The organism is Haloferax sp. Atlit-4N (assembly GCF_003383025.1).
Lineage (GTDB): Archaea > Halobacteriota > Halobacteria > Halobacteriales > Haloferacaceae > Haloferax > Haloferax gibbonsii.
The window spans coordinates 102,812-115,191 of sequence record NZ_PSYY01000004.1 but is presented as its reverse complement, the minus strand read 5'-3'; the positions used below and the strand labels follow the sequence as shown (position 1 = coordinate 115,191).

Annotated in this window: 11 protein-coding genes; 8 read left to right on the top strand and 3 right to left on the bottom strand. The window is 67.8% G+C overall.

Annotated features, from left to right (window positions below):
- Nucleotides 1-89: 89 nt before the first annotated feature.
- Nucleotides 90-1,412, bottom strand: coding sequence for an ABC transporter substrate-binding protein (locus C5C07_RS18090; protein ID WP_049905301.1), 1,323 nt, complete (start codon nucleotides 1,410-1,412; stop codon nucleotides 90-92).
- Nucleotides 1,413-1,532: 120 nt separating this feature from the next.
- A complete protein-coding gene (locus tag C5C07_RS18085; RefSeq protein ID WP_004978189.1) occupies nucleotides 1,533-2,966 on the bottom strand; it encodes an FAD-dependent oxidoreductase in 1,434 nt (477 codons plus the stop codon).
- Nucleotides 2,967-3,216: 250 nt separating this feature from the next.
- On the opposite strand from C5C07_RS18085, the gene C5C07_RS18080 reads away from it, so the two are divergent.
- The 8 genes from C5C07_RS18080 (at nucleotide 3,217) to C5C07_RS18045 (ending at nucleotide 10,892) form a co-directional block, all read left to right on the top strand.
- Nucleotides 3,217-3,618: a nuclear transport factor 2 family protein gene (locus tag C5C07_RS18080; protein ID WP_115805760.1), complete on the top strand. Its 402-nt coding sequence runs from the start codon at nucleotides 3,217-3,219 to the stop codon at nucleotides 3,616-3,618.
- Nucleotides 3,615-4,592: an LLM class flavin-dependent oxidoreductase gene (locus C5C07_RS18075; protein WP_004978194.1), complete on the top strand. Its 978-nt coding sequence runs from the start codon at nucleotides 3,615-3,617 to the stop codon at nucleotides 4,590-4,592. Before C5C07_RS18080 ends, C5C07_RS18075 begins: the two co-directional genes overlap by 4 nt.
- A 66-nt stretch (nucleotides 4,593-4,658) precedes the next feature.
- A complete protein-coding gene (locus C5C07_RS18070; RefSeq protein WP_004967836.1) occupies nucleotides 4,659-5,318 on the top strand; it encodes an isochorismatase family protein in 660 nt (219 codons plus the stop codon).
- Complete coding sequence (locus tag C5C07_RS18065; protein WP_004978199.1) at nucleotides 5,315-6,715, top strand: dihydroorotase family protein; 1,401 nt, start codon at nucleotides 5,315-5,317, stop codon at nucleotides 6,713-6,715. The genes C5C07_RS18070 and C5C07_RS18065 overlap by 4 nt, the downstream gene beginning before the upstream one ends.
- Nucleotides 6,716-6,888: 173 nt before the next feature.
- A complete protein-coding gene (locus C5C07_RS18060) occupies nucleotides 6,889-8,094 on the top strand; it encodes a CaiB/BaiF CoA-transferase family protein (RefSeq protein WP_004978204.1) in 1,206 nt (401 codons plus the stop codon).
- Nucleotides 8,091-9,050, top strand: a complete 960-nt coding sequence (locus C5C07_RS18055) for a hydroxymethylglutaryl-CoA lyase (protein ID WP_004978205.1) — start codon at nucleotides 8,091-8,093, stop codon at nucleotides 9,048-9,050. The genes C5C07_RS18060 and C5C07_RS18055 overlap by 4 nt, the downstream gene beginning before the upstream one ends.
- A 1-nt stretch (nucleotide 9,051) precedes the next feature.
- On the top strand, nucleotides 9,052-10,365 hold the full coding sequence (locus tag C5C07_RS18050; protein WP_115805759.1) for a 3-isopropylmalate dehydratase large subunit: 1,314 nt from the start codon (nucleotides 9,052-9,054) through the stop codon (nucleotides 10,363-10,365).
- The gene (locus C5C07_RS18045; RefSeq protein ID WP_115805758.1) at nucleotides 10,362-10,892 is read left to right on the top strand and encodes a 3-isopropylmalate dehydratase small subunit; all 531 of its coding nucleotides are present in this window, start codon (nucleotides 10,362-10,364) and stop codon (nucleotides 10,890-10,892) included. The genes C5C07_RS18050 and C5C07_RS18045 overlap by 4 nt, the downstream gene beginning before the upstream one ends.
- 102 nt (nucleotides 10,893-10,994) lie before the next feature.
- On the opposite strand, the gene C5C07_RS18040 is transcribed toward C5C07_RS18045, so the two are convergent.
- On the bottom strand, nucleotides 10,995-12,128 hold the full coding sequence (locus tag C5C07_RS18040; protein ID WP_004978214.1) for an MFS transporter: 1,134 nt from the start codon (nucleotides 12,126-12,128) through the stop codon (nucleotides 10,995-10,997).
- Nucleotides 12,129-12,380 lie beyond the last annotated feature (252 nt).

Sequence of the window (12,380 nt, the reverse complement as noted above, 5' to 3'; positions counted from 1 at the left end):
TTTCTACGCTCGGGAATTGTTGGCAACCCCCATAAAAGGTGGCTATCTTTCGAGACGGTTCGTTGACGTGACGGGCGCGAGGGTCGCGGTCAGACCTGCGGGTCGGCCTCCGCGTACTCCTCGGGGTAGACGACCTTGACCGAGAGGTCCTGAACCTGGTTCACCGGGCCGAGCGCGTTGACGTTCTCGCCCTGGTCGTCGAACTCGATAGCGCCCATCGCGGAGATGTGGTCCTCGTAGCTGAGGCCCTTGAGCGCCTCGTTGATGTCGTCGGGTTCGACGCTGCCGGCCTCCTCGACCGCCTGGATGATGACCTCGGCCGCGGTGTAGGCCATCCCGACCGACGCCGAGAACTCCTGGTCGTAGTTGTCGAGGAACTGCGAGCGGACCTCGGCGGTCTTGTCGACCGTCGGGTTCAGCGCGTAGTTGTTGTCCAGCACGCCGTTTGCGAACTCGCCGATGTCGCTGACGGCGTCGTCGTCGGTGAACGTCGCGGACGCGGACGCGGTCAGGTACGGCGGCCGGTAGTCCTGGTCCTGCAGCGCCTGCGCGAGCAGGACGCCGCCGGCGACGTAGGTCGTTGCGATGATGGTGTCGGGGTCGGCGCTCCGGAGCCGTGACACCTGCGTGTTGGCGTTCGACGCGCCGAACTCGATGGCGGTCTCCTCGACGATTTCGACGTTCTGCTCGGGGAGGAACTCGCGGAGGCTGTCGCGAATCGCCTGTCCGTAGCTGTTGTTGATGTAGAACAGCCCCGCCGTGTCGATGGTGCCGCCGCCGTCGCGGATGACCGACGGCACGAGGTCCGCGTAGTCGCTCGCCAGCCGGCGCGCCGGGGGCTGGGGCCGGTAGACGTAGTTGAAGTCGCGGCCCTGCAGGATGTTGTCCGCCGCCGCGATGGAGATGACGAACGGGACGCCCTGCCGTTCTGCGACCTGCGTCGCCGCCGTCGTCACCGGCGAGGAGTAACAGCCGGTGAGGACGTGCGCGCCCTCGCTGAGCAGTTCCTCGCTGACCTGTCCGCCGAGTTCCTGTGCGCCCTGGTTGTCGCCCTCGATGACGGTCACTTCCGCGCCGTCGAGCGACTCGATGCCGCCCTCCTCGTTTTTCCGCATCGCGGCGAGTTTGATGGCGTTGCTCATCCCGACGCCCGTCGCGGCGAGACTGCCCGAAAGCGGGTGGTTCGAGCCGATGATGACCTCGTCGACGGACTGCTCGGGCGTCCCCGTCGTGGTGCCCGTGTCGCCGCCGGACCCGCCCGAGTCACCGCCGGAGTCGCCGCCCGAATCGCCGCCGCCGTTTCCGGCGTCGTCGCTCGCACAGCCGGCTAATGTCAATGCCGCGACGCTCGCGCCCGTTGCTTTGAGGAAGCGCCGCCTGTTGCTCGTCGAAGACTTGAGAGTCTTACCCATGGCAATCAATCACGAGGTTGGTGCCAATTGTAATAAATGCTATCGTACTCGTGTTGTCACGTTCCGAAGATATTCCCGCGTCGAGTCGGTTGAGCCGGTCGAGTCGGCCGAGTCCGCGCGTCAGTCGAGCGACTCGCGTGCGTGGATGCCGGCGAGGCGGCCGTAGCCGAGCGCGGTCGTCAGCCCGTTACCGGAGAGGTAGCCGCCCGCGCCGTGGCCGCTGATACCGCAGGCCGTGCCGCCGCCGGCGTAGAGATTCTCGACGATGCTCCCGTCGGTCCGGAGGACGCGCCCGTCTCCGTCGACGACGAGGCCACCCTGCGTGTGGAAGAGCGCGCCGGTGACTTTGGTCCCGTAGAAGGGCGCTTCCAGCGGGTTCGCGCCGTCGACGCGGCCCACCTCGTCCGGTTCGCCCGCCGCGGCGGCCTCGTTGTAGTCGGCGACCGTCTCCGCGGCGCGCTCGCCGTCGGCACCGAGTCGCTCGGCGAGGTCGGCGACCGAGTCGTCGCTGTGGTAGGTTCCCTGCTCGATGGCCTCGTCGAAGTCCTCGAACTGCCCGCGGAGTCGTTCGAAGATGCGCTCGTCGAACAGTTGAATCGCCTGCCCGCCGGGCTGTTTGAGCACCGAGATGGCGAACTCGCTGTACCCCGCGGACTCGTCGCCGAACCGCTCGCCGTCCTGATTCACGAGGATGCCCCCGTTCATCGTGACCGCGTAGGTCGAGAGCATGCCCGTCTGGCTCGCCACCGTCGCGTGGCCCTGATAGGCGTCCATGCAGGCGAGTTCGCCGCCGAGTTCCGCGCCGAAGCGGACGCCGTCGCCGGTGTTGCCGTCAGCGCCGAAGTACAGCGCCCGTTCGATGTCCTCCTCGCAGTAGTCGGTGACCATCTCGCGGTTGCCGGCGAAGCCGTCGGTGGCGAGGATGACCTTCTCGGCCTCGATGGCCTCGTCGTGGCCGAGGCCGGCGACGACGCCCCGGACCGCGCCGTCGTCGGCGACGAGTTGCTTCACGGGCGCGTTCGTCAGGAGTTCGATGTTCGGCGTCGACTCGACGCGCTCGACCAGTTCGGCGACGAGGTTCTCGCCGTTTCGACCCTCCGGCGCGTGCATCCGGTACTCGGAGTGCTTGGGATACTTGAAGTCGTCCACGATGTGGAGCGTGACGTCCCAGTCGTCGACGAGCCAGTGGATGAGGTTCGTGCTCTCCTCGCAGAGGTACCGCACGCGCTCCTCGTCGGCCTCGTAGTCGTTTTTCTCCAAGATGTCGCGGGCCATGTCGGCGGGCGTCTCCTCGATGCCGGCCTCGCGCTGGAGTCGCGTCCCCGCCGCGGGAATCATCCCCGTCGAAAGCGAGGTGTTCCCGCCGCATTCGGGCGCTTTCTCCAGCACCGTCACGCGAACGTCGGGGTTCTCGCTGGCCGCGAGCGCGGCGACGAGGCCGGTCCCCCCGCCGCCCGCGACGAGCACGTCCGTGTCGATGTCCCACTCGATGTCGTCGACCGAGACGACTTCGGCGACGCCGTCGCTCGGCGTCCGCCGGGCTAGTTCGTCCATGCACTCTGCTAGGTAGACTCTATCGTAAAACTACCGCCTCCGGCGGTGACGGTTCCCCACGAACCTCCCGATTCCGCCGGGCTCGGCGGTGCGTGCGTGAGTAGACTCGTTCGCTGTTGCATCAGTTCGCTGTTGCATCATCGTTCGCCGTTGCGTCGTCCGCTGTCGCTCCGTCTTGGACGTTCAGGAATAATAGATAGTCAGGAATACCGGAGTGAAAAATTATGTGGGTTGAGAACACGCATAGCGCATGGACTCGCCACGAGACATCGTCGAGGAGTTCTTCGACCGGATGGAAGACGACCGCAGGGACACCGTCGGAGACCTGTTCGCCGAGGACGCCGTCATCTCCCTGCCGGGTGCGACCTTCGAGGGACCGACCGCGGCCTACGACTTCCTCGCGCACCTCGAACCGCGGTACGAGTGGGCGGCCAAGGAGTTCGACCGCTGGATAGCGGCGGGCGACACCGTCGTGAGCACCGGGTCGCTCTACGGCGTCGACAACGACGGTGAGGAGTTTTCGGACGTTCGCTACGTCGATATCTACGTCGTCCGCCGGGGCCTCATCGAGCGCCTCGACATCTGGAACGACCTCGCCGTCGACGGCGTCGTCCCGGTCGAGGACGCGGCCGCAGTCCCGGCGGAGGAATGAGCGACCGAACCGCGGTTCTGTTCGCGCTCCGCGACGACCCCTCGCTCGTCGTCCGCGCCGAGGAACTCGGCTACGAGTCGGCGTGGGCCGCCGAGGGGCAGGGAAAGACCGCCTTCGGAAAGCTCGAACGCTGGGCCGTCCACACCGACGAAATCGGCCTCGCGACGGGCATCGTCAACGTGTTCTCGCGGACGCCGGCGGCGCTCGCGGCGGCCGCGGCGACCCTCGACGACCACTCGGACGGCCGCGCGATTCTCGGCCTCGGCGTCGCCCACCCCGGCGTCGTCGAGACGTTCCACGGCGTCCCCTTCGACCGCCCGCTGTCGCGCCTCCACGAGTACGTCGAACTCGTGCGGCGCTACCTCCGCGGCGACGCCGACTCCTTCGACGGGGAGTTCTTCTCGCCCGAGCGCACGAGTTTCTGGGACGCCTTCGAACCCGTCCGGGAAGAGATACCAATCTACAACGGCGCGCTCGGGCCGGCGAACGTCCGACTCACCGGGCAGGTCGCCGACGGCTGGCTCCCGAACCTCTACCCCCGCCCGCAGTTCGAGGAGGCGCTGGAGTGGCTCGACACCGGGGCCGCCCGAACCGGCCGCGACCGGAGCGACGTGGACGTGGCGATGTACGTCCTCACGGCCGTCCACGACGACCCCGACGAGGCGCGCCGGGCGGCGGCCGAACACGTCGCGTACTACCTGCGGGACGTGCCGGGCTACTACGACCGCGCGGCCGAGCAGGCCGGCTTCGGCGACGAGGTCGAGGCGGTCCGCGCCGCGCCGACGACCGAGGCGGGGGCGCGCGAACTCTCGGCCGACTTCCTCGACCTCGTGGCGCTCGTCGGCACGCCCGACGACGTGCGGGGGCGACTCGCCGAACTCCGCGAGATGGGTGTCGACCTGCCGGTCGTCCGCGCGCCCGCCGGCGTCGACCGCGAGTGGGTGGCGCGGACGCTGGAGGTGTTCGCCCCGTAACATGACCTCAGCGAACCGTGCCGTACTTTTATGCTGGATGCCACCGCATCTCAGGCGAAGCGAGTCATGACAGACCGTATCTGGGAGGACCTGCTATCTGAACAGGATAAACAGGTCATCACGAAGGCTGGTTACGACAAGGAGGGCGCCTCGTCGTGGGAGTCCCGCGGCATGGGCGAGAACCCGATGGTTCTCGTCATCGACATGCAGCGGCTCATCGTCGGCGAGAACGTCCCCATCCTCGACGCTATCGAGGAGTATCGCACCGCGATGGGCGACATCGCGTGGGACGCCATCGAGCACATCGACCCGTTCCTCGATTTCGCGCGGGAACAGGGGCTTCCGGTGACGTACACCCGGGTCGTCCCGTCGAGCTACGACGACCCCGACCACCCCGACCTCGACATTGTCGACCCGGTCGCGCCCGAGGAGGGCGACACCGTCGTCGACAAGTCCTACGCGTCGGCGTTCTACGGGACCGACCTGCTCTCGCGGCTCGTCCGCGGCGGCCACGACTCGGTCATCATCGTCGGCAACTCCACGAGCGGGTGCGTCCGGGCCACCGCGGTCGACGCCAAGCAGAACGGCCTCAGCGTCGTCCTGCCGCAGGAGTGCATCTTCGACCGCATCGAGGCGTCGCACAAAATCGGCCTCCTCGACCTGTGGATGAAGTACGCCGAGGTGCTCGAGACCGAGGCGGTCGAGGAGTGGGTCGAGACGCTATGACCCACGACCTCGTCATCTCGAACGGCACCGTCGTCACCCCCGAACACGGCACCTTCGAAGCCGACGTCGCGGCCGACGGCGAGACCATCTCCGCCATCGCCGCGCCCGGCACGCTCTCGGGCGAGACGGAAATCGACGCGACGGGCAAGCACGTGCTCCCGGGCGCGATCGACCCGCACACCCACCACGGCATCTACCGCGGGCTGGAGGCGGACGCCGAGTCCGAGTCCAAGTCCGACCTCGTCGGCGGCGTGACCACCATCGGGAACTACTTCCGCCGGGCCGGGGCCTACGAGGACATCATGCCGGGCTACTTCGACGAGGCGGAGCCGAACTACTACCACGATTACTTCTTCTCGCTCGGCCTGCTCTCGATGGAGCATATCGAGGAGATTCCGACCATCATCGAGGAGTTCGGCATCACGACGTTCAAGTGGTACATGAACTACAAGGACGCCGCCCGCGAGAAGTTCGGCGTCGACTGCGACATGCACGACGACTTCGGCGACGCGTTCGTCCGGAAACTCGCCGAACAGGACGTGCCGACGACGCTCGGCTACCACTCCGAAAACGTCGAAATCACGAACGCGCTCGCCGGCGGCAACGTCTACGTCACCTCCGAGTCCGACGACACCGACGCCGACGCCGACGAGGGCTACGAGGTGATGGTCGAGGAGTTCCCCGGCTACGCCGAGACCCAGAGCATGGTCGCAGGCGCGGCGCTCGCCAAGGTCCACGGCTACGACGACCGCTTCTACGCGGTCCACATCTCCGCCGGGGGCACCGCCGACGAACTCGCCGCGCTCCACGACGCGGGCTACCGGGCGTGGGGCGAGACGTGTATCCACTACCTCGCGCTCACCACCGAGGAGTGCGACGAGCGCATGAAAGTCAACCCGCCGGTTCGGTCGAAAGCCGACCAAGAGACGCTCTGGGAGCGCCTCGCCGACGGCACTATCTCCACTATCGGGACCGACCACTGCGCCAACCTCGCGGAGAACAAGTTCGGTGAGGGCATCCGCGACAGCCTGCTCGGCTTCCCCTCGACGCCGGTGATGCTCCCCCTCATCCTCTCGGAGGGCGTCAACGAGGGCCGCATCTCGCTCGAACGCGCCGTCGAGGTGACGAGCACCAACGCGGCGAAGGCGTTCAATCTCTACCCCAAGAAGGGGACGGTCAGAGTCGGCAGCGACGCCGACCTCGCCGTCGTCGACCTCGACGAGACGAAGACGGTCACGCCGGAACTGTTACACAGCGTCAGCGGCTACTCCCCCTACGAGGGTCGAGACGTCACCGGCTGGCCGACCCAGACCGTCGTGAAGGGCGAACTCGCCTACGACGACGGTGAGATTGTCGGCACGAAGGGCCACGGTACGCACATCGACCGACCGGTGTGAACCGGCCACCCGCCGCGGCGACCGAAAAGGGAGTCGACGACGCTGACTGACCGGCCACGCGGGAGCCCGGGGGCGCGGCCCGACCCGCCGCACAGACGACCGGGCGCGCGGACACGCACACGCACCACCTGACGACCACCACACGCGACACAGAACGAGAAGACACACACGACATGACGAACGACACGAACGGACCACTCGACGGCCTCGTCGTCCTCGAAGCCGGGTCGATGATATCCGGCCCGACCGTCGGCCGCTTCATGGCCGACTTCGGGGCGACGGTCATCAAAATCGAACACCCGGCGTTCGGCGACCACATCCGCCGGTTCGGTCCACAGAAAGACGGCGTCGGCCTCTGGCACAAGTACCTCTCGCGGAACAAGCAGTCTATCACCCTGAACATCTCCACCGAGGAGGGCGCGGCGGTGTTCGAGGACCTCGTGAGCGAGGCCGACCTCCTCATCGAGAACTTCCGACCCGGCACGCTCGAACGCTGGGGCGTCGGCTGGGAGCGACTCTCAGATGTCAACGACGACCTCGTGATGCTCCGGATGTCCGGCTTCGGCCAGACCGGCCCGTATTCCGAGCGCCCCGGCTTCGGGACGCTCGCGGAGGCCATGTCCGGCTTCGCCTACCTCAACGGCTTCCCCGACTCGCCCCCGCTGCTCCCGCCGACCGGTCTCGCCGACAACATCGCGGCGCTGTTTTCGACGTTCGCGGTGATGTTCGCGCTCTACCACCGCGACGTCCACGGCGGCGGCGGCCAGTACATCGACACGAGCCTCATCGAACCCATCTTCGGCCTGCTCGGCCCGCAACCGCTCCGCTACGACCAACTCGGCGAAATCGAATCGCGGTCGGGCAACCGCTCGACCTCGTCGGCCCCGCGGAACGTCTACCGGACGGGCGACGACCGCTGGGTCGCCATCTCCGCGAGCGCGCAACCGCTCGCGGAACGGACCTTCGACGCCATCGACCGGCCCGACCTGAAGGACGACCCGCGGTTCGAGACCAACGAGGACCGACTGGAACACGTCGACGAACTCGACGCCATCATCCAAGGCTGGATGGACGACCACAGCCGCGAGGAGGTGCTCGCGGCGTTCGAGGAGGCCGACGCGACGCTCGCGCCGGTGTACAACGTCGAGGACATTCTCAACGACGAGCACTACGCGGCGCGCGAGGCGTTCCTGACGGTCGACGACCCGGACCTCGGCGAGGCGGTCGTGCAGAACGCCTTCCCGAAGTTCTCGGAGACGCCGGGGCGGGTCGACCACCTCGGCCCGTCGCTCGGCGAACACAACGACGCGGTCTACCGCGACCGACTCGGCTACGACGAGTCGGTGCTTTCGGACCTCGAAGCGGAGGACGTGATATGAGCCTCCTCGACTCGCTTCCCGAGCGCGTCCACGTCGTCGAGATGCTGCCCCGCGACGGGTTCCAGCGCCTCGACGAGTTCGTCCCGACCGACGAGAAAGTCGAGATAATCGACGCCCTCTCGGAGACGGGCGTGGACGAAATCGAGATTTCGTCGTTCACCCACCCGAAGGCCGTCCCGACTCTGCGGGACGCCGACGAGGTGGCCAAGAGAATTACCCGCCGCGACGGCGTGACCTACCGGGCGCTCGTCCCCAACCTCCGGGGCATGGAGCGCGCCGTCGAGGCCGAGGTGGACAAGGTGAACGCGCTCGTCACGGTGAGCGAGACCTACACGAGGAAAAACCAGAACCGTACCCGCGAGGAGGTGCTCGCGGAGATGGACGACATCGTCGACCTCGCCCACGACCACGGCATCGAGGTCGAAGCCGGGATGGGGACGAGCTTTTATTGCCCCTACGAGGGCGCAATCGACCCGGCGGAGACGCTCGCGGTCGTCGACAGCGTCGTCGACTCCGGCGTCGACGAGGTGACGCTGGCGACGACGATGGGCCTCGCCAACCCGGTCGAGATCACGGAGCGCTTCACCGCCGCGTTCGATGCGCACCCCGGCCTCGACATGGGCCTGCACCTCCACGACACGAACGGGATGAGCCTCGCCAACACGCTGGCCGCGATGGCCGTCGGCGTCGACCGCTTCGACGCCTCGGTCTGCGGCCTCGGCGGCGGCGTCGTCCTCCCCGGCGACATGTCCGGCGTCGGCAACACGCCGACCGAGGACCTCGTCCAGATGCTCGAACGAATGGGCGTCGGCCACGGCGTCGACTTCGGCCGCATCGAGGCGGCCGCCCACGACGTGTCCGACCGACTGGGCCTCGGTCTGACGAGTCACGTCCTCGCCGGCGGCACGGTCGAGGGCGTCCTCGACACCGTCGCGGCCGACCAGGAGGTGGACTGAGATGTCCGGCAAGACCCTCGCGGAGAAACTGCTCTCGGCGAAGTCCGGCACCGACGCCCGCGCCGGCGACTACGTCGAAGCCGACGTGGACGTGGCGATGGCCCACGACATCACCGGGCCGCTCGCGTTCCGGACGTTCGACGAGGTGACGGGCGACGACGGCGAGCTGTTCGCGCCCGACCGGACCGTCTTCACCATCGACCACCACGCCCCCGCGGACGGGGTGCAGGCCGCGAACAACCACAACGCGGTCCGCGAGTTCGCGGCGAAACACGGCGCGCACCAGTTCGACGTGGGCGACGGCATCTGCCACGCCGTCCTCGTCGAGGAGGGCTTCGTCGGTCCCGGTGACCTCGTCATCGGCGCGGACTCCCACTCGACGACCTACGGCGGCATCGGCGCGTTCGGGACCGGCGTCGGCTCGACCGACCTCGGGACCGCGCTCGCGACGGGCGAACTCTGGTTCCGCGTCCCGAAGACGCTGCGCTTCGAGGTCGACGGCGACCTCCAGGACGGCGTCTACGCGAAGGACCTCATCCTGCGTTTCATCGGCGACGTGGGCTTCGACGGCTGTACCTACATGGCCGCCGAGTACGCCGGGAGCACCATCGAGTCGCTCCCGATTCACGAGCGCCTCGTCCTGTCGAACATGGCAATCGAGATGGGCGGCAAGACGGGCCTCGTCGCGCCCGACGAGCGGACCGAGTCGTACCTCGAACGCCAGACCGGCAACGAAGTCGACCTCGCCGACGCGTTCGTCTCCGACGACGACGCCGACTACGAGGCGGTCCACAGCTACGACGCGGCCGCCCTCGCCCCGCAGGTCTCGAAGCCGTCGAACCCCGAGAACGCGGTCGACGTGACCGAGGTCGCGGGTACCGAGGTCGATCAGCTGTTCGTCGGCACCTGCACGAACGGCCGGTACGAGGACATCAAAATCGTCGCGGACATCCTCGCGGGCGAGACCATCGCCCCGAACGTCCGGATGGTCGTCGTCCCCGCCTCGAAGTCCGTCTACCAGCACATGCTCGGGACGGGCGTCTTCCAGACGCTCACCGACGCCGGCGCGGTCATCCAGAGCGCCGGGTGCGGCCCCTGTGCGGGCTACCACCAGGGCGTCCTCGGTGACGGCGACGTCTGTCTCGCCACCGCGAACCGGAACTTCCCCGGCCGCGAGGGGTCGATGGAGTCGTCGGTCTACCTGTCGAGTCCGGCGACCGTCGGCGCGAGCGCGCTGTACGGCGAAATCACGGACCCCCGCGAGGTCGAGACGAAACGCTACGACGACACGGTGTTCGCGGAGGTGCTGCCATGACGGACGCGTTCGCCGGCGACGGCGGCCGCCCGGACCCCGCTGAACCCGGTCGCGCGTGGGTCTTCGGCGACAACATCGACACCGACCAGATAACTCCGTCGCGCTTCATCGTCTCGTCGGACCCCGACGAACTCGCCACCCACGCCTTCGAGGACCTCAGACCCGAGTTCTCCGAGTCGGTCGAACCCGGTGACTTCGTCGTCGCCGGCGAGAACTTCGGCAGCGGGTCGTCGCGGGAGCACTCGCCGCTGTCGCTCGTCGGCGCGGGCGTCTCGGCGGTCGTCGCGCAGTCGTTCGCGCGCATCTTCTTCCGCAACGCCATCAACCTCGGCCTGCCGGTGCTCATCTGCCCCGGCGTGGACGCCATCGAGGACGGCGACGAGATTCACGTCGACCTCGACGCGGGCGTCGTGACGAACCACACGCGGGACGAAACGTACGAGGCGGAGGCGCTCCCCGAGTTCCTCCAGTCGCTCGTCGAACAGGGAGGGCTGAAAGCCTACACGAAGGCGAAACTCGACGGCTGAGCGGGCACTCGGCTCACGTCACACCGCCGCCGCCGCACCGTCCGCCGACCGAACAGAGGCACCCGCGAACGCCGCTCCGATGCGGTTATCGCTTTCTGCGTTTCACCGCTTCCGCGCGTCCCAGTAGAGGAGGCCGGCGGCGACGACGAGACAGACCGCGAGCCCCGCGAACGCGGCGACGTAGCTCGCGTAGGTAGCGACGATGCCGACGTAGGCCGGTCCACTCGCGTTCGCGCCGAGGAACAGCGCCCGCGCGGCCCCGAGGTCGGCCCCGCGGTCGGCGTCGGGCGCGTTGTCCATGATGATGGCGTCCGCGAGGGGGAACTCCGTCTTGTAGCCGGCCGCGAGCGCGACGACGGAGACGTAGATGAGCGGGCGCGCCTCCACGGCCGAGAGGACGGCGAGCGCCCCCGCGGCGACGAGCATCCCGACGACGGCGATTGACTCGCGGCGGAACCGGTCGCTCAGGCCGCCGGCGACGGGTTTGATGGTGATGCCGACGGCGAAGACGATGGCGAACGTCGCGCTCGCCAACTGCTGGTCGAAGCCTTTCGCCTCGATGAGGTAGGTCGGAAAGAAGTTGATGAAGCCGCCGACCATGAAGTAAAACAGCCCGAACGCGAGGAGCGTCCGGCGCTGTTCCGCGCTGGCGAAGAGGCGTCGGAGCGTGCCCGAGACGTGGAGTTCGGGCGACCCCACGGCGTACCCGTCTCTGGACCAGAGCGCGTAGAGGAGGGTGAGCCCTGCGAGGGCGACGGCGACCGGGAGGAACGGCGTCCGCCACGTGGCGTAGGTCAGCGCGAGGATGGCGAGCCCCGACGAGACGAGGCCGCCGAGGTCGGTCCCGGCGGCGTAGAGACCGAGCGCCCGGCCGCGGCGTTCGACGAACAGGTCCGACAGGAGCGCCCGCGAGGGGATGGCGAACAGCCCCTTCCCGAGTCCCGTGACGACCGCGGCGGCGACGAAGCCCGCGAGACCGCCCGCGAGGCCGAACGTGGCGAACCCGAGGACGAGGATGCCGAGTCCGGGGACGATGAGCGTCGTCCGGGTCCAGCGGTCCGAGTACTCGCCGCCGGGATACTGGGTGATGGCGTAGACGCCCTGAAACAGCGCCAGCGCGATGCCGGCGGTCGCCTCCGTTATCTGTAGCTCCTCGATGATAGTCGGCAGCAGCGGCGACAACAGAAACCGACCCGTCTGGAGGACCGCCCACGCCAGCGACACGGTGACTAACATCCGACCCGGGTAGCCCGCAAGCAAGCGCTCGTCGGATGTCGGCTGTTGGTTCACACCCTCCGTACACCGACCTGCTACCAATGGGTTACGATTGCGGAACGCCGGTTCCGCTTGTCGGCGGCGCGGTTCCCCGTGACGCTGAGCGACTAGTAAACAAATATAAGTTTATATTGATTAGTCTAAAGGAGATACACCGAAAGTAGAAGCACTATGTTCGTTCCTAGAACGACACAATTTTTACAAATTCTACAA